A 25104-nucleotide genomic window follows, 5' to 3' on the forward strand; every position below is an offset into this window, starting at 1 on the left:
GACAGGGCAGAATTCCAGCTGGGCGCGCGATCGCGGCTTCCTGGGCGAAATTTGGGGATGGTGGCAGGGGTGGGTGGTGGGCAATGCCCACCCTACGCAACAGCGGGAACGGGGGCGGGTTGTTCGGCGGTCTCCAGATCCGCCAGCAACGCCTCGGCCAGCTTGCGCTTTTCGTCGGGGTCGAGCTTCTTGAGCTCGTTGTGCAGCACGCGCTCGTTCACAGACTGGTTCCAGTAGTCGAGGGAATCAAACCCCAGCAGGGCAGCTTTGCCGACGAACTGGCGCAGCACTTCGTTGGTTGGCCCCATTACCCAGCCGGCTTTGCCGTCGCGCAGGTAGCGCTCGATTTCCATATCCTTTTTAAAGCCAGAGCCGCCGCAGGCGTGAAGCATTTTGTCGCACACCTGGGCCACATTCTTGGCGGCCTCAAATTTGATCTGCCAGTACCAGTGCAGGTGGGCGGCGCGGGGCAGGGCGCTGGTGTCGGCATGAATGGCCCAGTCGCAGCCATTGGTGAGCTGATCCATCAACTGGCCCATAGAAAAGGTGAACATGCGGCAGGCGCTGGTGTCCATGATTGCCTCACCGAAGTAGTCTTGAATGGTGGGGTAGTCGGCCACGCGCATACCCACATCCACGTGCTTTTTGCGGGTGACGTGGGCCTTGGCAATGTCGATCGCCCCCAATGCAATCCCATTCCAGCAGGCCGACGAGCAGAGCAAAAAGAAGGGGTCAACAATCTCGTCGTTGGAGGCGGTGCCGTCGCCCTCGGGACCAACCATGCGATCGCGCGGCACCGTCACCCCATCCACCAGCAGGGTACCCGACTGGTTGCCGCGCAGGCCTAGGGCATCCCACTTGTGGGGTTCGGCCTGCACCTCGTCGGCATAGATGAGAAAACAGGAGAGGTCTGAGAAATTGCCGTCGAAGTGGGGGCTGGTGGTCTGCACAATGTACCAATCGGCAAACCCCGCCGAGGTCGTCCACGACGCTTTTTTATTCACTTGCCAGCCGTCGGGGGTCGCCGTAGCCTTAGACGACACGGGATACCAGAAGTGCGACCCGGTCTCTGGGTCAGAGTAGGACAGGGTGCCGATCAGCACCTCACTATCCAACCGCTTCAGCAGGCTCTGGAGTTCCGGGCTGTCGTGGGCGCGAAACAGGGCCGCCGCTACCGCCCCCAGGTGCATCGTGTAGCACATCGCTGTGCTGGGGCAGCCGTAGCGGGCGATGGTTTCGACCACCATGGCGGCGCAGGCGTGGTTTTCGCCCAGGCCGCCCCATTCTTTGGGCACAAACAGGCTCAGCAGCCCCAGGGAAGCCAGGGCTTTGAAATTCTCGCGGGGGTAGATGAGGTTGCGGTCTGATGCGATCGCATTGGGCCGCAGCACCGCCGCGCACAGCTCGATCAGCTTGGCCTGAAGCGCCTGCTGCTCGGGCGTTAGCAGCCACTGGGGGTCAAAATCTTCGGTGAGGCCCGTGAAGGGCATTCCGTTCCAGGTTTTGGTAGGCATGGGGGTGGGGAGGAGTAGGGGGTGATGGGTGAATGGGTGGGGAAGTGCAAAATTCAAAATTCAAAATAGGGAGACAATCTTGCATATTGAACTTTGCATTTTGAACCGTGAACTTTGAACTCCGCCCAGCCGCACTAAGCGGTGGTTAGGACTCCTTGCGATAACGGATCGTCGCAATACTCCGCCAGGTGCGGACTGCGGTAGCCGTCGTTCCGCCAGAGAATTGGGAAAAAGCTTTCATCCATTTCCGTATCGCCGACGCGCTTGTAGCGGCCGTAGATGTAGCCCTGGGGGTTGGTGGGGTGAAACTGAGCGCTGGCGGGGATGGTGTGCAATCCGATGCTGCGGAACATGCCTTCGGTGCGGGTGGTGGGGCCGAGGCCGTGCCAGGTGCGCCCGTGGTGGAAGGCGCAGCCGCCAGCGGGCACATCGACGACGACCAGCTCCGGTTCAGGAGCTCCGGCATTTTCGGCGGCTTGCAGCATGGCCCAACGGTAGTCTTTGGTGGGGGCATGGAATTCGCCCGCGACGCTGGAGATGGGCCACTTGTGGGAGCCTTTGGCGTAGACCAGGGTGCCATCGGCAGCAGTGGCGTTATCCAGCGCGACCCAGCAGGTCATCATTTCGGCGGGTACCAGGTAGTCGATGTAGACGCCGTCTTGGTGCATGGCGATCGCCTGGGCACCGGGCGGCTTCATCCACAGGCTGTCTTGGCCAATTCTGGCCCCCTCCCACCCGGCTAATATGGCGCTGAGGCGGCCAATTTCTGACGAGAGCACCAGGCTGGCGATGGTGCGATCGCACTTCCAGCCGTTGCAGATTTCGCGGGTGATGTCGGGCAGGCTCATGCGCGGTCGCCAGTGCCACTCATCGGGGTAAATGCCCGTCTCAAACTCGCCGTGAAACATGGGCTCTAGGCGGTCGGCCAGGCGCTGGGCAAAGTCAGCGGGCAGAAAGTTCTCCAGAATCAAAAAGCCATCGTTTTGAAACTGCTGAATCTGCGCTGAGGAGAGCTGAATCGGTTGATAGTCCATTGCAAACAGAGTCTCTGGGTGCAGGAAACACGGGGAGCAGGGCAAGTCTGATTGACAGGAATTTATCGGTGGTGGGCCGTGCCCGCCCTACGGGACTTCAGGGGGGCGCTCGCAACCTACTGAGATGAATTTGACTCAACTTAGTTGACAAATCCGGAGGTGCCCTATGTACTTGTCATAATAAGTTCTCCCCCCAAAGATTATGTGTCCCCAACTACACGAAACTGAACCTGTCACCGAATCTCTCACTAGCCTCACCGTTGAACCCGGCGTTTTGAACATTGCCGCCAGCGACTTCGACGCCCGCCCCATGAGCTTTTTGACTGCCGATGGCCAGCGTACCGGCTATGAGCCCGAGCTGGCCCGAGTCATCTGCAAATCCCTGGGGCTGACCCCCATTTGGCACAACCTGCCCATGGCCGAGTTCTACACCTGCCTGGCTACGGGCCGGTACGATGCTGTCTGGTTCAATCAGGCGATCACCCCCGAACGTTTGCAGGTGGTCGATTTCACCCAGCCCTACGGTCTGTTTGACGAATCCGTTTTGGTGAAAAAGGGCAGCGCGATCACGTCCGTGAATGACCTAGCAGGCAAGCGGGTAGGCGGTCTGGCCGACAGCACCAACATTGCCCTAGTGGAGGGATTCCCCGGCGCAACGGCGGTGCCCTACCCCGGCAGCGACCAGGTGCTGCCCGAAATGCTGGCGGCCCTGCGGGCTGGTGAAATCGACGCGCTGATTGACGATGAACTGGTGCTGGTGGTCGCCGCCGAAGAAGATGACTCGCTGGAGATGGCCTTTAGTCTGCCGACGCGGGTGCCCTTTGCGATCGCCACCGCCAAAACCAACCCCACGCTCAATGCCACGCTCAATGCTGCGATCGCCGCCGCGATCGCCGATGGCACCCTGGCCAAACTCTGGGCCGAATGGATTCCGTGGAAACCGTTTCCCTTTGCGTAAACCCTTATAGCACCGAGAGAAATCAGCGGCACCCTGCGCTGAATTTGCTCAAGACCCAACCCCATTGCCCAAACCTCTACCTTCTGACCGACTTACCCCTGAACCTATGAGGGACGTGTGATTGGTTAACATTTCGTAACCTTTACTCAAGACAACATGCCTGTCCAATCAGTAAAGGAGACAAAATGGTAGATAGCACCGTAGGAAAAAGCGTATCGACAGCGCGGCCAACGGAGGGGAACTCCAGAGCCGCCATTGCCGATAAAGATCGGTCATTTCTAGAAAAAGTTATGGTCGAAGGCAGGTTTTCTGACCCCTACGAAGCCAGAGACTTCACCGAAGTGGTCTTTCGCATCATGCGCGATTTGATGACTACTGAGGCTGCCGATCGGGTTGCCGATGAGCTGCACGAAGAGGTGATGCCGACCGAAGACAAAACCCTGCAACTGGAAGTGACTGAACTGTGGAAAGATACAAATCCCCTGGTGGGATTTTTGAGCCGGGTACGTCCGCCCTGGCAAGGCCCCGGCATTTTCAAGATCGACTCCGATCGCTTCTTCTTTCGGGCCGCTAACGAAGGTGGGCTAGAGAAAACGCTCGAAGACCGAGAAACAGCCTGCAAGCAAGCCGTGAAAGCCGTATTTTCGGCGACTAAAGCCGAGCTTTCCGAAGAGCGCATTCAGGAGATTGCGACTTGGCTTCCCGAAGCGGGTGTTCGAGAACTTTGGGGCCAGGCATAGCAGAAAAATTGGTGTTGCTAAGTTGAAGCATGAACTTGGGTAGGGGCAAACGGCCGTTTGCCCCTACAAGAGATATTGCAGTTTTGATTCATACCTGATCTAGCAATACCGCCAATTCGTCCTCACACTGAGCCTAGGTGCGTGATACACCTGGGCTTTTTCCTATGGGGTTCTACTCGTCAGTCCTACTCTGCCGCCAAAAACGCGAGGTAATCGCTGGTGAGTTCCTTCACCGCCGCTTCGTAGAGCCGCTGGCCGTGCTCGGGGGTGGCCAGGGCCGGGTTAGAGCCCATGCGACCATCGGGGTAGCGCAGGCGAAAATCGGTGGGGCTGTAGATGGCGTGGCCCGAGGGTGCCACCTGGGGATCCAGCGGTGCCTGCTTGATGAAATCGGGATAGGCGTACTGCGTCAGGGCCACCTCGCTGGGGGTGGCGTGGGAGCCTTCCTGGTCGCCGTAGAGTTCTTTAGCCAAGGCATAGACCGATCGGGCCATAAACCAGTTGGCCGTCTTGCAGCGCACCTGATCTGCATGGGGAATTTGATCGTGGGCTAGGGCGGTGTAGGCTTCGGCAAAGGCCGCCTTCAGGGTGGCGATGTTGCCGCCGTGGCCATTGACGAAAAAGAACCGGGTAAAGCCGTGGCGCACCAGGGGTGTGAGGTAGTCCTGAATGACGGCGATTAGCGTACTGGGGCGCAGGGTCATAGAACCGGGGAATGCCGTGTGGTGCAGCGCCATCCCCACATTGATGGTGGGGCCAACGAGAGCATTAGCGGCCTCGCCGACGCCCTTGGCCACTACCTCGGCGCAGATGGCGTCAGTGCCAATCAGGCCAGTGGGGCCGTGCTGCTCTGTAGAGCCAATCGGCAGAATGATGCCCGACGACTGAGTCAGGTAGGCCTCAACTTCGGGCCAGGTGCAGAGGTGCAGCAGCATAGGAAACACGCGGAACAGGGCTGATTTCTCACTATAGCGTTCGCCCTCAGCTCCTTGTGGGCAAGCGACCGTATGGGTTGTTACACTACAGGCTCCGCTTCACTGATATGAGAAGAATGAATGACTCTGGGAATGTTAAGGTACAGAACCAGGATTAGCTAGGACTGATAGCTGCTGGTCATTTACCCAGACTGCTAGCGCGTAGTTTAGCCGGAGCGAAGGCACAGCACGGGGCCGAGCAAAACCTGAAACCTAGGGCCACCCCGTCTTAGCTGGGAGAACGCTCCCCTCCGCTAGCCCAGCGACATGAGCGTTGATGTTACCTGTGAAGGAGCCGCAATTATGCTACACCGCAAGATCTATCAACTCTGTTGTGATGGTCAAGATGTGTGGATTTTTCTACGGGATCAACAGCGTTGGATTGAGCGGGCCAAGATTTTAGACATCGAAGGCGACCTGGTCACCTTCCGCTACGAAACCGAAGAAGAAGACGAAATCTGCTCTTGGGAAGAGATGGTGCGACTAGAGAGCATTGGCGCTGTCACCAAACGCCTGGCCGCCGTTCCCCGAGGCGATGTGGAAATTACCGTGTCTGACGATTGCCCAGAGACTGAGCAACTCAGCGACCCCTACCCCGAGTCGAACGCTGACTAGGAAAAATTGGCGGAAAGCCGGTGAGAGGGTGGGTGGGCGAGCAAATGGCCTATCTGCCCTCTTTCGTTTTTTAGGGCCGCACTTCTCTTTAATTCGCTGGGCCGCTGGGGTTTGAAAACGTGTTGATGTAGCCATTGCCGGTATAGACGCCGGGTGGCCTGGGGGCTGAGAAGGGAGCGGGTTCTGGCTGGGGTGGAGAGTTCAGGCTGTTGCTTGGAGTGGCAGAGGGGGATTGTACAGTCGCTCCTGCCGAGGGTGGAGCAGTCGGAGTTCCAAAGTCTAGGTTGAGTGCTGCTGGGGCCGCTGGGGTCACTGCGGCTGGGCTAGTAGGCGATAGCCCCGGCGGCGGGGTATAGCCTGTGGTGCCCGGCGGCGGCGACATTTGCGGGGTGGTGCGAATAAACCGCTGGTCTACCCCAGGCAGGCGGCCTTCGACCATCCACGGTGGGGGCGCGTCTGGATTGGCGATCGCCCCCTCCCCCTGAGTATCCTCCTCAGCCGCAGCCTCGGCTGATTGCTCTGCCTCAGCGCCAAACCGCTGGTTGAGAGCCTGTTGCAGGGCGCTGGGTGGGCGCTCCCCGGGCGAGGGGGCAGTGGTACTGGCTGACGACTGGCCAAACATAGAGGTCGCGGCGGCGGAGTCTGTTTCGCGGTCACTAGCTACCGGGCTGACCCGGAAGCGACTGCGCTCTAGGTAGGCGGCGAAGGGGCCAGCGGGAGTCTGCTGGTCTTCTTCTGTCGCGGTGGGCAGGGCCAGGGAGTCGGTATTGGGGGAAGGGGCTGACTCTTCTAAGGCCGTGGCGGTGGTGGGCTGAAGCTGGTTGAGCAGCAGGGCTAAATTGTCGATTTCGGCCAGGTCGGCTAAATCTTCGCTAGATAGCGTGCCGACATTGGTGCTGGGGTCTACGGTGGCGCTGTCCACCGCTGGATCGTACTGGCTGCGCCACTCGGGGTTGCGCCAGTACTGGGGCAAGGCTACGGCTAGCAGACCCAGCAGGCCAAGGCCACCCCAGACTATAGGGCGATTGAGCGATCGCCCTATAGATTGAATGCGTACCAGGCGATAGCGTAGAGCGGGGGGTAAAGTCATCGGCTGGCCCACGCGAACAGGTTCATAGAGCTACTGCCATTCTAAGACCTCCACCATGCCATGCTGTGACCTTACGGAATCATCAGTGGCTTCAGCACCAGCCAGTCGCCCTCTACCACGGCAATAATCCCACCGGGGAAGGGATCGCTCTGGCTGCCCTGGGGGGCGACGAGAAGGGCGACGAGTTTCTCCACGTGCTCGAAGCTGATCTGGGCTGGGGTCACCTGCTGGAGCACCCGCCGCAGCACCCGCCGCTGGAGGGCCAGGGGCGCGGTTTTGAGGGGCGATCGCTGAATTTTCCACCCTTCGCTATTTCCAGCGGGTGGGGAAACTAATGCCCCATACAACTCGCCCGCCATCCCCTCCAGCAGTTCCACCTCAGCGGTGAGCAGCTCAGCCGTATTTGCTAGAGTCGCGTCTACCCCAGGGTTGAAGTGCTCTTGTAGGTAGGGCAGCAGCTCTAGGCGAATGCGGTTGCGGGCGTAGCGAGTGTCCTGGTTGGTGGCATCTTCCCAGATGGGCAGATCGAACTGGCGGCAAAACTCCCCGGTCTGCTGGCGGGTGAGCCCCAGCAGCGGGCGCACCACGACAATGGGGCTGGCTTGAGACAGGGGCCGCTGCCAGGCTAGGGCCTGGAGGCCATCGGTGCCGCTGCCCCGCAGCAAGTTGTAGAGCAGGGTTTCGGTGCGATCGCTCGCCGTATGCCCTGTCACCACATGGGTAAAGCGTTCTCGACTGGTCAACTCTTCAAATACCTGGTAGCGCCACTGCCGGGCTTTGGCCTCGGTAGCACAGTCGGCCTCAGCAGTGACTACCTCGCAGGGGACCCCCCAACCCTCACACAGCTGCCGCACAAAATCGGCGTTAGCCCCCGAGTCGGCCCGCCAACGATGATCGCAGTGCACCGCCCGCAGCTGCCAGCCCCACTTGGGCCGCAGATCGACCAGCAGCTTGAGCAGGCACACCGAATCTTGCCCGCCCGATACTGCCAACAACCCTGTCGCCCCCTGAGGCAGCAGCGGACGAATTTTGAGCAGCCGATGCACCCCGGCGTGGGTCGTGCTCCAGGGCACCCCTCCCATAGATGAAAGGCCCATAGATCAAGGGAAACGTGTTCTTCCCAGGCTACCTTACCCTAGAATTTCGCTGAGCTTTGACCCCCAAGACTCCGCCGCCACCGGGCTGAATCTCAGAAAAATCTGTGGCACACTTGGGCAACCGCTTCTTCTCCGCAGTTCTAAACGGCATGGCGACCTATGGCTCAACCGTACCAAGCCCTGATTGATGACATAGTTGCCGCTATTCTTAAGGGCAAAATTCAGTCAAAACAGCAGGTCTACCGCATGCTGCAAGCGGGCATTGAGCCGGGCGGTGGCGAACTGTTTGAGCGGGCCTTAGCCACCACCCTAGCTGCCCTGGAACCCGACTTAGCCCCCGGCGATGACGAACTCAAGCAGGCCAAAGCCCTGCGCAAGCAGCGTGCCCTCCGCACTATTCAGGGCGAGTGGGAGCGCTGGCAGGCGGACAACCAGGCTACAGCGGTGCTCACCGGCATAGAATCCGAGATTCTCAATGCGCCGTCCGCAGACCGGTTGTCTCGCCTCCTCGCTGCCCTCGACCCCAACCGCGATCAGGCCCTCTCTCGGGAACAGTTGGTGCAACTCGTGCGGGCGCTCAAACAGGCTCCGGTTCCGTCCGACGCTGATCCGGCGACTGAGGCCGCTCCGGCCCTAGCCACCCTGGCCGATGGGCTAGACCAAGGGCTAGCCGCCTGGCAGCAGCTCGAAGGCGATATTGTCGGCTGGATCTATGCCCAGGGTCAGCAGCTAGGGTTTAGCGAGCCGGGCCAGCAGTCTGGCCCCTGGCAGCACTGGGAAAAAATCGTTAGTAATCTGGCCCTAAAACGCCTGTTTACCGATCTGGCTCAGCACCAAACCGTGACGGCTGCTGGCGTCCCCACGCCTCTCGCCGTGGCTGACTGGGTCGCCTGGGGGGTAGTTTTGCAGCGCCTCCAGCTAGCTCTGGTGAACTGGTTCGATCGCCAACCCTACGACCCTCAATCCGGCAAGCGGCTGTCGATCGCCACCTTTCTCACCTTTGCCGTGGTCTGGGGCCAAATTTCCAACCACCTGGGTCAGCAGGGCCAGCGCATTCTGTCGATGGGCTCGTTTCAGCTGGCACTCCAAGGCCTGAGGCAGTTTGCCAACCAGAGCTATTTTCCCCTCTATGGCGGCCTGTTTACCGCCCTCTCTGGGGAACCCCTCCGCGCCCTGCTGGAATACCTCGATCAGCCCCTGCAGGCCGTGCCCAACACGGCGGTCAAAGCCCGCATTCTCACCTTACTGGGCTACTCTCAGCGGGCGCTGGGCAACTACAGCCAGGCCCAGCGCTTTCACCAGCAGGCCCTAGAGGTGGCCCGCGAGGCCCAAGATGCGCCCTGCGAAATCGCCAGCCTCAATCACCTCAGCCGCACCTGCGTTGCGCAGCAAGACTTTGACGCTGCCCAGGGCCACAGCCAGCGGGCGCTAATTTTGGCTCGCCAGAGCGGCGATCGCATCGGCCAGGCCAACGCCCTCGCCAACCTCGGCTACAGCCAGGTCGCCCAAGGCCAGTCCCAACTGCTAGAGGCCGAACAGTACGAAACCGTGCTCAGCTACCTAGAACAGGGGCTGGCGCTGTCAGAACAGGTGGGCGATCGCCCCAGCCAGGCCCTCTGCGCCAACAGCCTCGGCATCGCCCAACTCAAACTCGGCCAGTACAGAGCCGCGATCGCGTCCCTCCAGCAGGGGCTACAGGTGGCCCAGGCGATCGGCGATCGCTTTCTCATGGCCTCTAACTTCGCCAACCTCGCCGCCGCCTACCAGGGCGACGGCAACCTCGAACAAGCTGTCCTCACCGGCTGCCTGGCCATGTACCTGCTCCACCAGATCGACTCCCCCGAATGGCGACAGCCCGCCGCCCTGCTGAGTATCCTGTACGGCCAACTCGGCCCCGACACCTTCGAGAACATTCTTGCCGACCACCGCCGCCAGTTCCTAGCCGTCATCGGCGTAGATGGCTATGACTTTTTGCAGCCGCTTTTAGCTCGCTATAGGGAGTCTCTGGAGTAGGGAGTAGGGAGTGGGGAGATGGGGAAGGTGAGGGAGATGGGGAAGGTGAGGGAGATGGGGAAGTTTTGAGTTTTGAGTTGTGGCAGGAAGGCGGCGAAAGTGAGGGGGGTGAGTGTTGTCTACAGGCCCGTTCGCAGAACATAGGTTTAAACCGATGATCAGCCAATCCTTTCCGTTGGGTCCAGGGCGGCGGAACGGCCCTGGTCGAGGGGGCCTGGGGGCAATCGAAACGCCCCCAGCGGTACGTTTGGCTTTGATCTCGTAATCCTCGTCTACCGCGGTTAATGTGAGCCATAGACCTTGGCCCGGGCGAACGGCAGTTCACCCCTACGGCGGGATGGTGCATCGCTGCGCGGATGGCACCCTACGATTGCTCTTCATCAGCGTATTCATCGGCAGCGATCCAGGTGCCAACGGGGCGCAGGGCATCGGGAATTGCCACATCGTCAGTAAACTCCAGCACCGTCTCCCGATAGCCCAAATACCCCGACTCCATAAATGAGGTCAACATTCGCCCCAGCGCTGGCCACACCACATCGGCAAACTCCCAGTCGTGGTTAAACCCCGCCCGGTCGGCGATCGACCTGAGCGCCCAAAAATAGCTGTTGCGCACCACCGAACCCGACTTCTTGTAGGCCGGCACATCATCTTGGTGCAGGTAGAGAATGCTGTGGTCAATGTGGGCGCGCATGGGGCAATTTTGGATTTTGGATTTGCGATCACCTTATCAAGCCATCCTAGCCAGCGTGGGAATTGCTGTGAATGGGTGATACCGTAGAACTATTAACAATAAGTTACAGACGACCCAGGCCCAGCCATCCGGTCGCGGTGACTTAGCTCTGGAGCCTGCCCCTTGCCATGCCCGCTGCGGTTTGCCTGCAAAACGTCCACAAAGTCTACAACGACATAGCCGTCGTCAACGACCTCTCCCTCAATATTGAATCTGGGGAAGTCTTTGGCCTGCTTGGCCCCAACGGCGCGGGCAAATCGACCACCATTCGCATGGCCACCACCCTCACCCGGCCCAGCGATGGCCATGTGGTGGTCGCAGGTTACGACGTCAACCGCCAGCAGCTCGATGTGCGCCGCCAGATCGGCGTGGTGCTACAGCAGACCAGCGTCGACGGCGACATGACCGTCTGGGAAAACATGGAATTCCACGGGCGCATGCACCACATCCCCAATCCCCAGCGGCGCACCACCATCGACACCTGGCTAGATTATGTGGAACTCGCCGATCGCCGCGACGACAAGGTCAAAACCCTCTCTGGCGGCATGAAGCGGCGGCTGCAAATCGCCCGCGCCCTGCTCCACAACCCCAAAATTCTCTTTCTCGACGAGCCCACCGTCGGCCTCGACCCCCAAACCCGCCGCCGCCTCTGGGAAATTATTCGCGGCCTCAATCAGCAGGGCATGACCATGCTGCTCACCACCCACTACATGGAAGAGGTGGAATATTTGTGCGATCGCATCGGCATTCTCGACCAGGGCAAACTGATTGAGCTCGGTACCCTACAAGACTTTCGCCAGCGCCACGGCGAAGGCATTGTCATGACCCAAAAGGGCGATCGCTGGGACTACAAATTTTTTCCCACCCTTGACGCCGCCAATGCCCACCTCGACCAGCAGCCCGACAAAACCGGCATGATGACCCGCCCCTCCAACCTAGAGGATATTTTCGTCGAGTTGACAGGCCGCAACCTGGATTGAGGCTTTGGAAGGTGCATTGCTAACTTAGAAAAACCAGATTGACCAACCGGCTAATTTGCAAAACAGAAGTTTAAACCGATGATCAGTCCGTCCTTTCCGTGAGGTGAAAGACGACGGAACGTCCTTCTCGACGGGGGGCTGGGGCCAGCGAATTGGCCCCAGCAGCAAATTTGGCTTTTGACCCAAATTGTGCGCCGCACTGGGCTTGGCACAATCGGCCCCAATTGCCAGAGCAAACGCCGTTTGCCCCTACAGAGAATTCTCTTCCCCAGCCAAAATCAGCCGTTTACAGCAATCGGCGCTAGGCTGAAGGATGGTTTTACAGTAGCGATGGTCTATGTCCACTCTGGCCACCACTATAGAAGCGATTTTGTACCTCAAAGGGCAGCCCCTCGACATCGGCAAGCTAGCCGAGCTGGCCCGCTGCGATCGCGAAGATATCGAAGAAGGGCTGATCGAGCTTATGAATGATTACGCCCACCGCGACGGCGCGATGGAAATTGTCGAAACCGTCGATGGCTACTGCCTTCAGCTCAAAGAACGCTATCGGTTCTTAGTCGATTTGCTGATTCCCATCGATCTGGGGGTGGGGGCACTGCGAACCCTGGCGGCGATCGCCCTCAAAGGCCCCATCAGCCAGACCGATCTCGTCGATCTGCGCGGCTCCGGCGTCTACCAGCACGTACCAGAACTGGTTGCCCAGGGCTTTGTGCGCAAGCGTCGCCAGGCCGAGGGGCGATCGTCCCTAGTTCAGGTGACCGACAAGTTTTACCAACACTTTGAAATTGACCAGCTGCCCCAGCTGCGACCCAAAGGGGCGACCACCGCCCCCATAGCCAATGCCGAAGATGAGGATGAACCCGACCTGCAACCCGATTTCGAACCCGAGATTGAGGAGGCTTCGTAACCCCGTCGCCGCTGCCATTGACCTATTGCAACGCCAGAAATCGAGGCGCATGCGCTCAGCCCACTCCTAGCCTGGGTTTGAGCCCGCTAGCCTAACCCCAGGCGATCGGGCTGACGCAATATACATGATTCGTTACGCTATCATCGGGAATATTAGTAGGTAAAGGCAGGCCAGGGGTTGCATTGATTACGTCAGATCCAATCACCCCAATATTGGTACTCGCCGCCGCCTACGTTGTGACCAAAGGTCTTTGAGATTCTATGGTATTTAACCCTGAAGACGCTGAATTTATCAGCATGTCCGCCAATGGCGACCACCCCAATGAGTTGCTTAAATATCTCCAGCACCAGTCCCCAGAGGTGCTGTCTCGGGTGGCCCAAGCGGTGAGCGGTGAAATCAAGCAGATTATTGCCCACAACGTGCAGGGGCTAGTCGGCGTGCTGCCCAGCGAAGGCTTTAACGTCCAGGTCACCACCGATCGCGAAAACCTCGCCGGGCTGCTGGCCTCCGCCATGATGACCGGCTACTTCCTCCGCCAGATGGAGCAGCGCATGGAGCTAGAGCACACTGTCTCAGGCTCTCTCTTTGGGGCCGACTTTGGCCCCGACGACCTCGACTTCGACGATTAGCTAAGGCTGAAACGCTCCTTGGGCGATCGTTAACCCGCCGGAAACGAGTGCTGCTGAATTGCTTTGGCTAGGTTTTCTGGAGTACCAATATCCAGATAGCTGCCCTCGGCAAAGGGCTGGGCTTCTATGCGCAAACCCGACTCCAGCGCCGCCTGCATGACATCGCCAATGGGGGTTTCTTGGTACGGCGGCAGCATCGTTAAGTGCTGGGGAATTTGGTCGCCAATTAGAGCCTGCTGGCGATCGCCCACAAACCCGTGCAAAAAGTCTGAGAAGCTGGGTCGCCAGGCGGCGATCGCCCACATATAGGGCAAATGCGTTAGCCCCGACTTCTCGTAAATGCCCCGCACCACGCCGCTCTCGTCAAAATCCACCACCCCCACCCGCTCCGGCTGATCGGTAGGGAACAGCCCCAGTACTACATCCGCTGGGCCACTGTGGAGGCGCTCGAGCAGCACCCGATAGGCATTCTCTGGCTCAAACAAAATATCTGGGAACCCCATCACCACCGTCGCCCCGCGCAAGAAGGGGTACGCCTGGTTGAGGCTAAAGGGCACCCCAAAGGGCACATGCACCGTCAAGTAGCCCAGATGCAGGCCCAAATCGGCCCCATCGCCCAAAAAGTTAGGGATATCCCACTTGCCGGGCCGCAGAATAAAAAACGCCTGGTCTGCCCCGGCCCGCTGCATCTTCTCCAGCAAATAGTGGCACACCAGCTTAGGTCGAGGCCCCCCCTGACTCGTTACCATACGAAAACCGATGGGAAATAGTTCTTTGCTCATGGGCAGGGGTGCAATGCGCGTGCCCTGGCCAGCGGCAGGAATTAAACCAATGATGGGTAGCGGCTTAGACATCGGCAACGGGAACCTTGAAAGCGAGTCAGTCGTCCTTAATTATCTCTGGAGTAGGCGGGAGCAAAGCACTATGCACCAATTCTGGCAGGCTGCAGATCAACTGTCTTCACTCTCCTTAGCTGTAGGCCAGCGCCTAGGGCACAGCACCGCTGCGCTGGCGCTAGTGGCGACTTCGTTGACGGGGCTGGCCGTAGCCGCACCCCAGGCCAGCGCCGCAGAAGACATTCAAATCACCTATGGCTCGTTAGAAGCGCCGCCCATTTCAGTCAGCGATCTAGAGTCGTTCGCTACCACAGGCGTTCCCAGCCGCGACCTGCAACTGCTGCTCAACGTGCTGCGTATCGAGGAAGAGCAAGCCCGCCAGGCGCTCACTCAGAATGTGCTGGTTGAGGTAGACACCCTGCGAGACATGTCTGATACCTTTGCCGGTCAGTTTCTCTGGCGGCTGCTGGCCACGACCGTCACCTTCTCTGACAACGACAACCCCGGCTGGGAGCTGCTGCGCAACGCGGTTTTAGATACCGCCGCCACGGGCCAGCTAACGCTGATCGACGTGCTCCGCACCATTGAGGCAACCACGCTACAGGTCGATGGGCGGCGGGTAATGCAAATCGCCTCTCAAATCGACTTCGAGCGCTTTGGCGACTTAGCTTCAATCCTCTTAGGCAAGTAGTGCTCTTCTCCTGATTCAGAGAGCAGCCTAGAATGGTGGCAACGCTGCCTGCCCTAGGTTTATGTCTAAAATCGACTCAACTCCTACAGGTCAGACTGCGGCTGTCGGCAATCTCTACGCCGAAGACTTCTACGCCTGGACTCAGGCCCAAGCAGAGCTGCTTCGCCATGGGGCTTGGAGCCAGCTTGACCTACCCAATTTAATTGACGAAATCGAATCCTTGGGCAAGCAGCAGCGCCAAGAACTTCGCAACTGCCTCAGCGTGCTGATTGGACATCTGCTGAAATGGCAGCATCAGCCCCAGAACCGCAGCCGCATCTGGCTGGCCACCTTACGCATTCAGCGGCTAGATATTGTTGACTTGCTAGACGATAACCCTAGCCTCAAACCCTATCTAGCAGAGGCCGTAGGTAAGGCCTATCTCAAGGGAATTGAACTCGCCTCGGGCGAAACCAACCTGCCCAGCCGCACATTTCCCTCCCAATGCTCCTACAGCCTGGCCGAACTGCTGGATGCTAGTTTTTTCCCCGGCGAACCGAGCGATCTGATTGCTTAGGACAAGTAGACCCAGCGCTACGGAAATCTAATCTTGCTGCCGCCATTGTTGGGTGAAGGATGCCCCCACTCGATGCAGCAACCGTTACATTCCGTTGCACAGATAGAAAGTTTACGAATGTATAGAAAGATCGCTTGGGGTTTAGCCTCGGCGGTGGTTGAGGAAGCGCGGCGGCCGAAGACCGGGTTCTGTTTGGGGGGCGATCGCATCCCTTGCCAGCCAAAGCCTGCCTGCAAGCGGGTGATCTCTTCGATCTAAATGCTTCTCAGCGATCAAAGGTGCCTACAGATAGGCGTTGCAGAACACTCACTGCCCCAAAAGATTTAAGATTTTCATATTTGCTATTGTTCTCAACTAAAGAAAGCTAGAGCCTAAAATCTATATTTAGCTGCTGAGAATCCTCAGTAGCCTATTTGGTGGCCTTGTTGGTCTTTGGGTCAATTCAGAAGCTTTTTATTCTGGTTTTCGGGCCGCTCCATTTTCGATGCCCCTTCCCAATCCCCAGGCGGTATCGCCATAATCCAAACAGCCGAAACACCTTGGGCCGCGTAGGCAACTGCGTAGACCCTGTTTGTTGACAAGCTCGATTCAAGTCCAGCGGCTGCGACCTATGCGATCGCCCCTGGACTTGGGTTTGGCTCTATCCGCCTTAGACGAGTATCTTCCCCTATGGATCACCAGACTTTAAAGCTTTCTGTGTACGGGAAAGGGGGCATTGGTAAGTCCACCACCAGCTGCAATATCTCGGTGGCCCTGGCCAAGCGGGGCCGCAAAGTCTTGCAGATTGGCTGCGACCCCAAGCACGACAGCACCTTTACCCTCACCGGGTTTCTGATTCCCACCATCATCGACACCCTGCAAGAAAAAGACTTCCACTACGAAGACGTGTGGGCCGAGGATGTGATCTATAAAGGCTACGGCGGCGTGCACTGCGTGGAAGCGGGTGGCCCCCCGGCGGGCGCGGGCTGCGGCGGCTACGTAGTCGGCGAAACCGTCAAGCTGCTGAAAGAACTCAACGCCTTCGACGAGTACGATGTGATTCTCTTTGACGTGCTGGGCGACGTGGTCTGCGGCGGCTTTGCGGCCCCGCTGAACTATTCTGACTACTGCCTGATCGTCACCGACAACGGCTTCGACGCGCTGTTTGCCGCCAACCGCATCGCTGCCTCGGTGCGTGAGAAAGCCCGCACCCACCCTCTGCGTCTGGCGGGGCTAATTGGCAATCGCACCTCGAAGCGTGACCTGATCGATAAATACATTGAGTCGGTGCCCATGCCGGTGCTGGAGATCTTGCCGCTGATCGAAGACATCCGGATTTCTCGCGTCAAGGGCAAGACGGTGTTTGAGATGGCCGAGACCGACCCCGCCCTGGAGCCGGTGTGCCAGTACTACCTGAATATCGCTGACCAGATTCTCGCCCGGCCTGAGGGCGTGGTGCCCAGCGAAACCCCCGATCGCGATCTGTTTAGCCTGCTGTCTGACTTCTATCTGAACCCGCCTGCGGACGCACCGAAGCAGGAAGTCGACGAGATGGATCTGATGATGGTTTAGAATCCACTCCCCCCTTTTTAAGGGGGGCTGGGGGGGATCGCCACCGAGCAGTCTAGCTGCCAAGACGTTGGATACATAAAGGATTCCATTATAGAGCGTCTCTTATGCCGAGCTTTGATCCCCCGCTTCGCTGCCCCCTTAGAAAGGGGGCTCGCAAGACCTCGGTTTACTGCCCCTGTTTGAGAGGGGAATCGACACTTTAAGGAGGTGATGTTCGACGAGATCGCATGACGTCAGGGATGGTGTTGTGCAGGCTCAAAAACAATTCAATTCTATTGCTGCAAAAATCCCCCTCGATTGAGTTCTAATCTTGAAGCGCTGCATTATCATCGGTACGCAGCCGTCTGGCGGCTACCTATAGGCGATTTAGCAAAGAGTCAGGATTATGGCCTTTTTCGAGAACTTTACCCAAGTCATTCGCCAAAAATGGTTGGACTACGTGCAGTCAAACCGGGCCTGGCTGACGCTGCAAATGCAGCAGACCTCGGTACGTACCCCCGATGGGGGTCGCCGGCCCTCCTCCTTTTTGGTGTTGGGGGTGGTCAACGCCCTAGAGCCCAAGCTGTCGAACCTGATGGTGCCCTTCTACAAGCTCAACCCTGACGAGGACGCGCTGGTAGAGGTGTTGGGGCTCAACTTTGACCCCGAGATGGTTCTAGATAACCCCGACCATACTCAAACCATCGAGGCCAATGACGACCAGCCGCTTTTGCCTGACTCGCCCGACATGTAGCCCCCATCCAGACCAGACCAGGAACTGCCATTTCTAACCGGCAACCCTCCACTTCTGGGCTGGGAGACGGCTAAAAGATAGACTCGGACGGTAGCGCTTTTCTGGTTTAATCAATCTCTGGACATGAGGTTGGCGAACCCCGCCCGAGGCATCTGTGAACAGCAAACAACTGCGGCGATCGCTCAAAATCAAGTGGTTGACCTACTACCGAGACAACCGCGAGTGGATCGACAAATTGGGTATATGGGTAACCAGTAACGGGCAGCGGCGGCCCTCGTCGGGCTTTATTTTGGGGGCATTGGCCACCCTAGAGCCTGACTTGACCAACCTGCTCCCCCTGGTGGTGGATTTAAGCAGCAACCCCGATCGCATTATTTCTGCCCTGGGTTTAGATATCAGCCCGGTGAAGGAGCTAGAGTCGCTAGAAAAGGCCCACAAGATGTTGCCCAGCAGCGCTCAGTCGGAGGTTTCTCTGGCCGCATCAGAGGCGATTACCATCGACGCTCCGCCACCGCTCTCCCCCGCCTACGACGAAGAAGCCTGCTCTGGTGCAGGCGGCAGGGAGATTGATAGGCCCAGGACCTAAGTCCTTCACTAGGGAGATACCCCGACAATGACCGTGGCCCCAGCTCAACCCCAACCCTCCGCGCTAGAATTTGACTGCGATACCGGCAATTACCACACCTTTTGCCCGATTAGCTGCGTGGCGTGGCTGTACCAAAAAATCGAAGACAGCTTTTTCTTGGTAATTGGCACCAAGACCTGCGGCTACTTTTTGCAGAACGCTATGGGGGTGATGATCTTTGCCGAGCCCCGCTACGCCATGGCCGAGCTAGAGGAGGCCGATATCTCGGCCCAGCTCAATGACTATGAGGAGCTGAAAAGACTGTGTGAGAGCATTAAGCGCGATCGCAACCCCTCCGTCATCGTCTGGATTGGCACCTGCACCACCGAGATCATCAAAATGGATCTCGAAGGGCTGGCCCCCCGCTTGGAGGCCGAAATCGGCATCCCCATCGTGGTAGCCCGCGCCAACGGTCTCGACTACGCCTTTACCCAGGGCGAAGACACCGTGCTGGCCGCCATGGCCCAGCGCTGCCCCACCGAGGAAGAAGCTGCCGCCAAGCAGCCCGCTGCCCCCAAGGTCGAACCTAAAGAAGAAGCCAAATCTGGCGGCATTCAAAAGCTGTTGGGCCTGGGCCGCAAGAAAGAAGACGAGGTGGTAGTAGCTGAAGAAAGCGAATACCACGACCACCCGCCCCTGGTGCTGTTTGGCTCGGTGCCCGACCCCATCGTCACCCAAATGACCCTGGAGCTAAAAAAACAGGGCATCAAGGTCGATGGCTGGCTGCCCGCCAAGCTCTACACCGACCTGCCTACCGTGGATGAAGGCTACTACGTGGCCGGCATCAACCCCTTCCTCTCGCGCACAGCCACCACGCTGATGCGCCGCCGCAAGTGCAAGCTAATCGGCGCTCCCTTCCCCATCGGCCCGGACGGCACCCGCGCTTGGATTGAGAAAATCTGCTCGGTCTTCAACATCGAGCCTCAGGGTATGGAAGAGCGCGAAGCCAAAATTTGGGAGTCGGTCGAAGACTATCTAGAAATTATTCGCGGCAAGTCGGTCTACTTCATGGGAGACAACCTGCTGGAGATCTCTCTAGCCCGCTTTCTCACCCGCTGCGGCATGACGGTGCAAGAAATCGGCATCCCCTACATGGATAAGCGCTACCAGGCAGCGGAGCTGGCTCTGCTAGAGAAAACCTGCAACGAAATGGGCACCCCGCTGCCCAAAATCACCGAAAAGCCCGACAACTACAACCAGATCCAGCGCATTCAAGAACTGCATCCGGATTTGGTGATTACGGGCATGGCCCACGCCAACCCGCTGGAAGCGCGCGGCATTAGCACCAAGTGGTCGGTGGAGTTTACCTTCGCCCAAATCCACGGCTTTGGCAACACCCGCGACATTCTAGAGCTGGTGACGCGCCCCCTGCGCCGCAACAACAACCTCAAAGACCTCGGCTGGGAGAAGCTGGTTAAAGAAGAAGCGAAGGTTTAGGGCGGAAAGTAAGACTAGAAGCCGGGTTTCTCGAAGGAACCCGGCTTTTTTGGTAGCTGCCAAGGTACTGCACGACTTGAAGATATAGCCAATTGTTGAATAGAAATTAAGGAGTTTAGCTTAGTGGTGCAGAAAGCTTTTTTGAGTCTCATGATGGACGGCCCAGGCGATCAAAATAGCCTCTAAAACCAATTGCCTTCGTTTGATCTCCTAAGAAATCCCAAATCTGCTGTCTCAGCGAGAATCCTTTACCCATAAGGATTTCAGGATTTTTCTGCACCACTAAGGGGGTTTGGTAGTCGTGCTCATAATGAACCCGTAATCTTCCACGTCCTGGGCAGGCTTGAATTAAAGTTGCTTAGATTAAATTATGTGAAATGCATAGCCAAACAGAATGTCAATGCAGGCAGACGATTTGTTTAGAATCCTGAAAAGTGTAGCTCTTCCTGAACTACCTTCTCTCGTCGAAACTCAAGTACAGGATTTTTTGCCAAAGCAGAGTAAGTCTTTGACGACAAACCTAATCAAAGATGTGGTAGCTGTTAGTGAGCCAAGACTTTTGGTAATTACAGGCCACTTGTACTTTGATTATATTCTAGGAAGAATAATTCAAGAAGAATCAATAGAATTATCGAAAAAGGAATTTGAGTCTTTTAGTCGAAAGCTAAATGCAATCCATAAAAAAGGTGCTTTAGATACAAATTTCTTCGAGTCTCTGCAAGCAATTAATGGATTGAGAAATAAGTTTTCACATGACATTTTCTTTGATATTTCCAGTTGGGATCCCAGCTGCATACCGTATGTTGGCAAGCATGATCTCCGGATTCCAAGACGAAAATATCTTTTAAGAGCATTCAACATAGTTGTTGTCAGGCTGACATTTTTTACGTTGGCACTTGAGATGCCTGAGCAGAAAAGATGGTTGTTCTTAGAAGATATTCCGAAAAAACCCTAGAACATATGCCAATAAGATTTGTGGAATCCAATCCTTTAAAGGAGCGGGTGAAGGATGTTCGCTTTACAGAAGACACCATCAGCGTCGATCTGATGGATGGTCGCTCGATCGCAGTGCCGTTGGTTTGGTATCCGCGACTGCTGAATGCATCGCCAGAATAACTCGCCCGGTGGGAAACCTGCGGCGGCGGCTACGGCATCCGCTGGGAAGCTCTGGACGAAGACCTGAGCACCGAGGGAATGCTACACGGCGCACCTGCCCCAGAAGCAAGAGCACGTTAGGAGCCGCAATTCAACCCGCAATGCTCTGGCCATGAGGTTGGGTAACATAGTAGAAAACACACCTCGCACAGCTATGGCCCAAGCCACCGACGACCTCAATACCAATCCTACCCAGGCACAGCAGATTCTTGAAGAAGTGCGGGAACTGCGCCAGGAGGTTGAGCAGGCCAACCAAAAAAATAACGAATTTAACCAGAAGTTTGACAACTACCAGAAGGCAACCCAGTGGGTTGTGCAACTGGCCTTTAGCCTGATTGCCGCTGCTACTGTGACCGTTATCGTTTCAACAGTGCTAGGTCGGTGAGTCAGTTGACGGTGGCGGGGCCATCCATGGGAGAAGATCGGGCAGGTTTTGACTTTCTCCGTCCAGGAGACGATCCGCAAACGACTTCAATCAGCCAGCGTAGAGCGAGGGACGCCTATCAAAAATAAGCAAAATCATGGGGTGAGCGGTGCGCAGACGACCATATCTCGCCCCTTGGCCTTGGCCTGATACAACGCTTGATCAGCCTGGCGTATCACATCCTGAGGCGATTGATCCGCCGTTGGAATCTGGCTAGCGATGCCTAAACTGATGGTGACGTAGGGATGATATATCTGCATACACTTATTAGGAATTTGCAAACTCTTAATAGCATCTCGAATTTGCTCCGCAATTTTGATGGCTCCAGCCTGGTCGGTATCTGGCAAAATCACCGCAAACTCTTCCCCGCCATAGCGAGCCAAAACATCTGAAGAGCGCTTCAAAACAAATTGAGCAGCTCGCGTAATTTTGATGAGGCATTCATCTCCTGATACATGTCCGTAGCAATCATTATAAATTTTGAAATGATCAATATCGAATAAAATCAGAGATAAATACTTTTCAGTTCGCAGCAGCCGCTTCCACTCGTTTTCGAGGGCCTTATCAAAAAAACGTCGATTTGAAATTTGCGTCAAAGAATCAAGATTGCTCAGCTCTTCCAGCTTCTCATTAGCCTGTTTGAGATCTTGGAGTGCTTGGTCTAACTGCTTAGCCTTATCGTAAGATTGTGTCAGCAGATCGGCATGGCGTAATGCAACACTAAACTGAGCCGCCAACTGTTTGATAAAGGTAATTTCGGCTGACTCCCAAACGCGAGGGCGATCGCACTGGTGGACGCAGAGTAGACCCCATAGATCGTCGCCTTTCATTAAAGGTACAACAATTTGAGCTCTAACCTGAAAAGTTTCCAGCATGTCTAGATAGCATTGCTGTAGCCCAGCATTAAGAATATCTGACATAACCAGAATCTGTCCCTGATGATATTGGGCCGCATACCCTTCACCAAAGCAGTGGTCGTTGATTTTAATAGCGAGGGCCGAATCATATTCTGGCAAGACATTTTCAGCAACCAGTTCTCCTGACGTGTAGTTTGAATCGACATCGAACTGGAAAATGCCTACTCGATCGGTACGCAGAGCCTTACGCACCTCGCGGACTGTTGTTTTGAACAGTACGTTGAGATCGAGGGACTCACGAATTTCGGCTATCAGCCCAAATAAAATCTCTTGCTGCTCGTTGAGCAGGCGAAAATCTTCAGCTTTGCGCTCGGTTCTTGTCATTAATTCGGCCTGCTTTACCGCAAAGCCGAGATGATTCGCCACCTGAGACAAAAATTGAATTTCTTGATGTTGCCACTGATGGGGCTGAGAATGTTGATAAGCCGCCAGCACTCCCCATAGCTTTTGTCCAATAAAAATGGGCGCTGTCGCATAGGCGCGAATGTGGAATTGTGCCAAGACATCGAGATGACATTGCGACAGACCTTCGGTGTAAACATCAGAAACCATTAAGCACTCGTTAGCGCGATATCGGCCACCCTGATGCTCTTGCAGGTACGAATCATTCCAGACAGTATTTTGTCCTAAGGTGCCAAAATCCCAGCCTGGTTCAGCAAATTCAAAGTCTTCAACGAACTCACCGCCCCAATCATCAAAAAAGCGGTAGACGGCAATGCGCTCAATTCGAAGCAGCTTACAGGTTTCTTTAGTTGTAGTCTGAAAAATCATATCTAGATCCAGAGATGCCCGAATCTTGCTAATCACTCGGTAGAGTGCTTTTTGTTGGGCATCAATAGCATCAAGTTCACTGCGCCTTTCCTGCAGCTGAGTTTCTAGTTGCTCAATGCTCGGAATGCCGCCGGTACGGCAGGCCAAGTTGGCGATTAGCTTCGCCGTCGGCTGTAAGAGACCCCTAACCTTTCTGTAGAGCATGCTGTTTGAAACCAGTGCTGACGCAGCGATAAACCGTTTGTGCTGTTGAAGATGCACAGGGGAGTTGCCTAAACATAGCAGGCAAGCATCGGTGAACCAGCCTAATGGTCGCAGGTTGGGTCATAGGGATGACGCGCCGAAGCTAACCCAGTTCACCCCGCGAAATTATCTGATTGCCTGCTCTCCACTCACAAGAAAGTGATATAGAGCACTTTCTATGACCCCTCTCCGTAATTTTGCCCTTTAGTCACCTCGATGCATCGCTTTTGACAAAACTAAAGTCGAATGTCTGATGCGTAGGCTGGTCTTTTGGGAAAAATAAAAGGCTGATCTGACCCTCAGGTAAGATTTGAATGATTCCTGTGGGGTCGAATGGACTAAGGGCGGGGGCGCTGCGATCGCAACCACCCCGTCACCACACAATGGATATTTGTAACAGATTGCTAAGATGGCGTGAGGTTGGCTGAGACACTTCGGGCAGTTGATTCCACTGGTCGAGGTGGCTCAGCTCTTCGTTGTAGCAGGAGTTCACCCACTCGGCAGCATCGATCGCCCCGGTATGCGCCGCCTGAAAGACCTCGCCCCTCGGCAGCGGCTGCACCGTCACCTCCAGGTTGCTCATCACTAGCCTCCCAGCCCCGGTATGTGCATCTTGAGCCCCGCCAAGTCGCTGCTGCTGGCAATCTTGCCCAGGTTATCGTTTTAACCGACTGCCGAAGCTTCATAGCACCTTGCCGTAGGAAACCCCCAGGCCAAAATAAAGCGGCAGTCAGTCACCCGCGACTGCTGCATTTCAAACCGAGGTCGATTGTCCTAGAGGTGAGATCTGCAACGCTATCAGTAGGAAATCGTCAGAAAGCAAGCCATTCTTAACGAACAGTGGGATAAGCGCCTATTAACGCCAATTTAGTTGCGCTAGAGTTGCCCCTAAACTAGCTCTATTCGCTGAGAATTTTAGGCACCTTGAAGAAGCCATCTTCGCGATCGGGGGCACAGTCGAGAATGGCATCGCGTTCGGCAAAGGTCTGGAGGCTGTCGGTGCGGGTAATGTTGCTCAGCTCAATGGCGCGGGTGGTGGGCTCTACACCGTCAGTGTTGAGCTCCTTGAGCTGCTCTACGTAGTCAAGAATGCTGCTGAGCTGCCCGGTGAACTGCGCTTCTTCTTCGGCAGTTAGCTCTAGGCGGGCCAGCAGGGCCACCTTGCGAACCTGTTCGAGATCGATCATGGGAACGTCATCCAAAAAAGGGAATTGAATTTTGTCGGCTGTAGGTTGGGTGACATGCAAGGTCATCCAACGCACCGAAATGGGGAAAACTAGGGCAAAATCCAACCGATACAGCGGATAGTGGGCGGTGCCCACCCTACGGGCTACAGAACTTGCCTTAGAAGAAGATGTCGTTCTTCATGCGGCCGGTGTTTTTCATCCAGTTTTGGGCTTCGATGTAGTTGTTGGGGGCAATGGTAATCGCCTCTAGCCAGTAGCGGGCCGCTTCGTCAAAGAAATTTTCGGCGGTGTCGGTATCGCCGCTGGCCTCGGCCTGCTCGCCCTTGTAGTGGTAGATGACCGCGATGTTGTTGAGGGCTTGACAGAGGCGAGGGTTTAAATCCAGCGCCTCCTGATATTTCTCTAGGGCGATCTCATGTTCGCCGTTGCTGGCGTGGATCAGACCCATGTTGTAGAGAATGAAGCTCTTGTCGTAGGGTTCTTCTTCGAGGGTGAGAGCTTCGCGGTAGTTCTCCATGGCCTCGGCATATTCTCCATCGGCCTGGGCCGACATGCCGTCGCGGTAGTAGGCGAAGGCTTCTTTCTCGCTCTTTTTGGCGGGCATCATCTTCAAAATCATGTCGGCCATGACGGTGAAAGATTTGTCGATGAAGTTATCGTTGCGTTGGGTTCTTGGCATGGGTAGCGACGCGCAAAT

26 protein-coding genes and 1 pseudogene are annotated in these 25104 nt (G+C 56.5%); 16 read left to right on the forward strand and 11 right to left on the reverse strand.

Annotated elements, in window-relative coordinates:
- Positions 1 to 92: 92 nt before the first annotated feature.
- Together VB780_RS00525 and VB780_RS00530 are read right to left on the reverse strand one after the other, a co-directional pair.
- Positions 93 to 1514 carry an acyl-CoA dehydrogenase family protein gene (locus VB780_RS00525; protein ID WP_323349182.1) on the reverse strand — a complete coding sequence of 474 codons (1422 nt, stop codon included), beginning with the start codon at positions 1512 to 1514 and terminating at the stop codon, positions 93 to 95.
- A gap of 134 nt (positions 1515 to 1648) precedes the next feature.
- Positions 1649 to 2548 carry a phytanoyl-CoA dioxygenase family protein gene (locus tag VB780_RS00530; protein ID WP_323349183.1) on the reverse strand — a complete coding sequence of 300 codons (900 nt, stop codon included), beginning with the start codon at positions 2546 to 2548 and terminating at the stop codon, positions 1649 to 1651.
- A gap of 202 nt (positions 2549 to 2750) precedes the next feature.
- Here VB780_RS00530 and VB780_RS00535 point away from each other — a divergent pair, with 202 nt between their 5' ends.
- The gene (locus VB780_RS00535) at positions 2751 to 3506 is read left to right on the forward strand and encodes an ABC transporter substrate-binding protein (RefSeq protein ID WP_323349184.1); all 756 of its coding nucleotides are present in this window, start codon (positions 2751 to 2753) and stop codon (positions 3504 to 3506) included.
- A 185-nt stretch (positions 3507 to 3691) separates the two neighbouring features.
- A complete protein-coding gene (locus VB780_RS00540) occupies positions 3692 to 4246 on the forward strand; it encodes a DUF2267 domain-containing protein (RefSeq protein ID WP_323349185.1) in 555 nt (184 codons plus the stop codon).
- A gap of 185 nt (positions 4247 to 4431) precedes the next feature.
- On the opposite strand, the gene VB780_RS00545 is transcribed toward VB780_RS00540, so the two are convergent.
- Positions 4432 to 5181: a creatininase family protein gene (locus VB780_RS00545; RefSeq protein WP_323349186.1), complete on the reverse strand. Its 750-nt coding sequence runs from the start codon at positions 5179 to 5181 to the stop codon at positions 4432 to 4434.
- Positions 5182 to 5523: 342 nt separating this feature from the next.
- Between VB780_RS00545 and VB780_RS00550 the strand changes: the two genes are divergently transcribed.
- Positions 5524 to 5835 (forward strand): DUF6679 family protein, encoded by a 312-nt coding sequence (locus VB780_RS00550; RefSeq protein ID WP_323349187.1) that lies wholly within the window; start codon positions 5524 to 5526, stop codon positions 5833 to 5835.
- A gap of 88 nt (positions 5836 to 5923) precedes the next feature.
- Here VB780_RS00550 and VB780_RS00555 read toward each other — a convergent pair whose 3' ends face one another.
- Positions 5924 to 6925: a hypothetical protein gene (locus VB780_RS00555; protein ID WP_323349188.1), complete on the reverse strand. Its 1002-nt coding sequence runs from the start codon at positions 6923 to 6925 to the stop codon at positions 5924 to 5926.
- A gap of 71 nt (positions 6926 to 6996) precedes the next feature.
- Positions 6997 to 8022, reverse strand: coding sequence for a tRNA lysidine(34) synthetase TilS (gene tilS / locus VB780_RS00560; RefSeq protein ID WP_323349189.1), 1026 nt, complete (start codon positions 8020 to 8022; stop codon positions 6997 to 6999).
- 159 nt (positions 8023 to 8181) lie between these two features.
- On the opposite strand from tilS, the gene VB780_RS00565 reads away from it, so the two are divergent.
- Positions 8182 to 10035, forward strand: a complete 1854-nt coding sequence (locus VB780_RS00565; RefSeq protein WP_323349190.1) for a tetratricopeptide repeat protein — start codon at positions 8182 to 8184, stop codon at positions 10033 to 10035.
- Positions 10036 to 10399: 364 nt separating this feature from the next.
- Here VB780_RS00565 and VB780_RS00570 read toward each other — a convergent pair whose 3' ends face one another.
- Entirely contained in the window at positions 10400 to 10726 is a 327-nt protein-coding gene (locus tag VB780_RS00570) for a hypothetical protein (RefSeq protein WP_323349191.1), read from the reverse strand.
- Positions 10727 to 10893: 167 nt separating this feature from the next.
- Here VB780_RS00570 and VB780_RS00575 point away from each other — a divergent pair, with 167 nt between their 5' ends.
- From VB780_RS00575 to VB780_RS00585, 3 genes are all read left to right on the forward strand, one after another.
- Entirely contained in the window at positions 10894 to 11745 is an 852-nt protein-coding gene (locus tag VB780_RS00575) for an ABC transporter ATP-binding protein (RefSeq protein ID WP_323349192.1), read from the forward strand.
- A gap of 337 nt (positions 11746 to 12082) precedes the next feature.
- On the forward strand, positions 12083 to 12652 hold the full coding sequence (gene scpB, locus VB780_RS00580; RefSeq protein ID WP_323349193.1) for an SMC-Scp complex subunit ScpB: 570 nt from the start codon (positions 12083 to 12085) through the stop codon (positions 12650 to 12652).
- Positions 12653 to 12912: 260 nt separating this feature from the next.
- A complete protein-coding gene (locus VB780_RS00585) occupies positions 12913 to 13281 on the forward strand; it encodes a DUF760 domain-containing protein (RefSeq protein ID WP_323349194.1) in 369 nt (122 codons plus the stop codon).
- Between the two features lie 29 nt (positions 13282 to 13310).
- Here VB780_RS00585 and VB780_RS00590 read toward each other — a convergent pair whose 3' ends face one another.
- A complete protein-coding gene (locus VB780_RS00590) occupies positions 13311 to 14135 on the reverse strand; it encodes a nucleotidyltransferase family protein (protein ID WP_323349195.1) in 825 nt (274 codons plus the stop codon).
- 70 nt (positions 14136 to 14205) lie between these two features.
- On the opposite strand from VB780_RS00590, the gene VB780_RS00595 reads away from it, so the two are divergent.
- From VB780_RS00595 to VB780_RS00635, 9 genes and pseudogenes are all read left to right on the forward strand, one after another.
- A complete protein-coding gene (locus tag VB780_RS00595) occupies positions 14206 to 14808 on the forward strand; it encodes an alpha/beta hydrolase (RefSeq protein WP_323349196.1) in 603 nt (200 codons plus the stop codon).
- Positions 14809 to 14869: 61 nt separating this feature from the next.
- Positions 14870 to 15364, forward strand: a complete 495-nt coding sequence (locus tag VB780_RS00600; protein WP_323349197.1) for a DUF29 domain-containing protein — start codon at positions 14870 to 14872, stop codon at positions 15362 to 15364.
- Positions 15365 to 16033: 669 nt separating this feature from the next.
- Positions 16034 to 16915 (forward strand): ferredoxin:protochlorophyllide reductase (ATP-dependent) iron-sulfur ATP-binding protein, encoded by an 882-nt coding sequence (bchL, locus tag VB780_RS00605; protein ID WP_323349198.1) that lies wholly within the window; start codon positions 16034 to 16036, stop codon positions 16913 to 16915.
- A 385-nt stretch (positions 16916 to 17300) separates the two neighbouring features.
- Positions 17301 to 17648 (forward strand): DUF5331 domain-containing protein, encoded by a 348-nt coding sequence (locus VB780_RS00610; protein ID WP_323349199.1) that lies wholly within the window; start codon positions 17301 to 17303, stop codon positions 17646 to 17648.
- A gap of 154 nt (positions 17649 to 17802) precedes the next feature.
- Positions 17803 to 18234: a DUF5331 domain-containing protein gene (locus VB780_RS00615; RefSeq protein WP_323349200.1), complete on the forward strand. Its 432-nt coding sequence runs from the start codon at positions 17803 to 17805 to the stop codon at positions 18232 to 18234.
- Positions 18235 to 18261: 27 nt separating this feature from the next.
- Positions 18262 to 19710, forward strand: coding sequence for a ferredoxin:protochlorophyllide reductase (ATP-dependent) subunit N (locus tag VB780_RS00620; RefSeq protein WP_323349201.1), 1449 nt, complete (start codon positions 18262 to 18264; stop codon positions 19708 to 19710).
- Positions 19711 to 20110: 400 nt separating this feature from the next.
- Positions 20111 to 20665 carry a hypothetical protein gene (locus tag VB780_RS00625; protein WP_323349202.1) on the forward strand — a complete coding sequence of 185 codons (555 nt, stop codon included), beginning with the start codon at positions 20111 to 20113 and terminating at the stop codon, positions 20663 to 20665.
- Between the two features lie 47 nt (positions 20666 to 20712).
- Positions 20713 to 20946: pseudogene (locus VB780_RS00630) on the forward strand (DUF2442 domain-containing protein).
- A gap of 73 nt (positions 20947 to 21019) precedes the next feature.
- Positions 21020 to 21250, forward strand: coding sequence for a hypothetical protein (locus VB780_RS00635; protein ID WP_323349203.1), 231 nt, complete (start codon positions 21020 to 21022; stop codon positions 21248 to 21250).
- A 134-nt stretch (positions 21251 to 21384) separates the two neighbouring features.
- Here the strand turns inward: VB780_RS00635 and VB780_RS00640 are convergent, their stop codons facing one another.
- The 4 genes from VB780_RS00640 to VB780_RS00655 form a co-directional block, all read right to left on the reverse strand.
- Entirely contained in the window at positions 21385 to 23238 is a 1854-nt protein-coding gene (locus VB780_RS00640; protein WP_323349204.1) for a sensor domain-containing diguanylate cyclase, read from the reverse strand.
- 355 nt (positions 23239 to 23593) lie between these two features.
- The gene (locus VB780_RS00645) at positions 23594 to 23803 is read right to left on the reverse strand and encodes a hypothetical protein (RefSeq protein WP_323349205.1); all 210 of its coding nucleotides are present in this window, start codon (positions 23801 to 23803) and stop codon (positions 23594 to 23596) included.
- Positions 23804 to 24119: 316 nt separating this feature from the next.
- A complete protein-coding gene (gene gatC / locus VB780_RS00650; protein ID WP_323349206.1) occupies positions 24120 to 24542 on the reverse strand; it encodes an Asp-tRNA(Asn)/Glu-tRNA(Gln) amidotransferase subunit GatC in 423 nt (140 codons plus the stop codon).
- Between the two features lie 22 nt (positions 24543 to 24564).
- The gene (locus VB780_RS00655; RefSeq protein ID WP_323349207.1) at positions 24565 to 25086 is read right to left on the reverse strand and encodes a photosystem I assembly protein Ycf3; all 522 of its coding nucleotides are present in this window, start codon (positions 25084 to 25086) and stop codon (positions 24565 to 24567) included.
- Between the last annotated feature and the right edge of the window lie 18 nt (positions 25087 to 25104).

Source organism: Leptolyngbya sp. CCNP1308, assembly GCF_034932455.1.
Taxonomy (GTDB): Bacteria; Cyanobacteriota; Cyanobacteriia; order Phormidesmidales; family Phormidesmidaceae; genus Nodosilinea.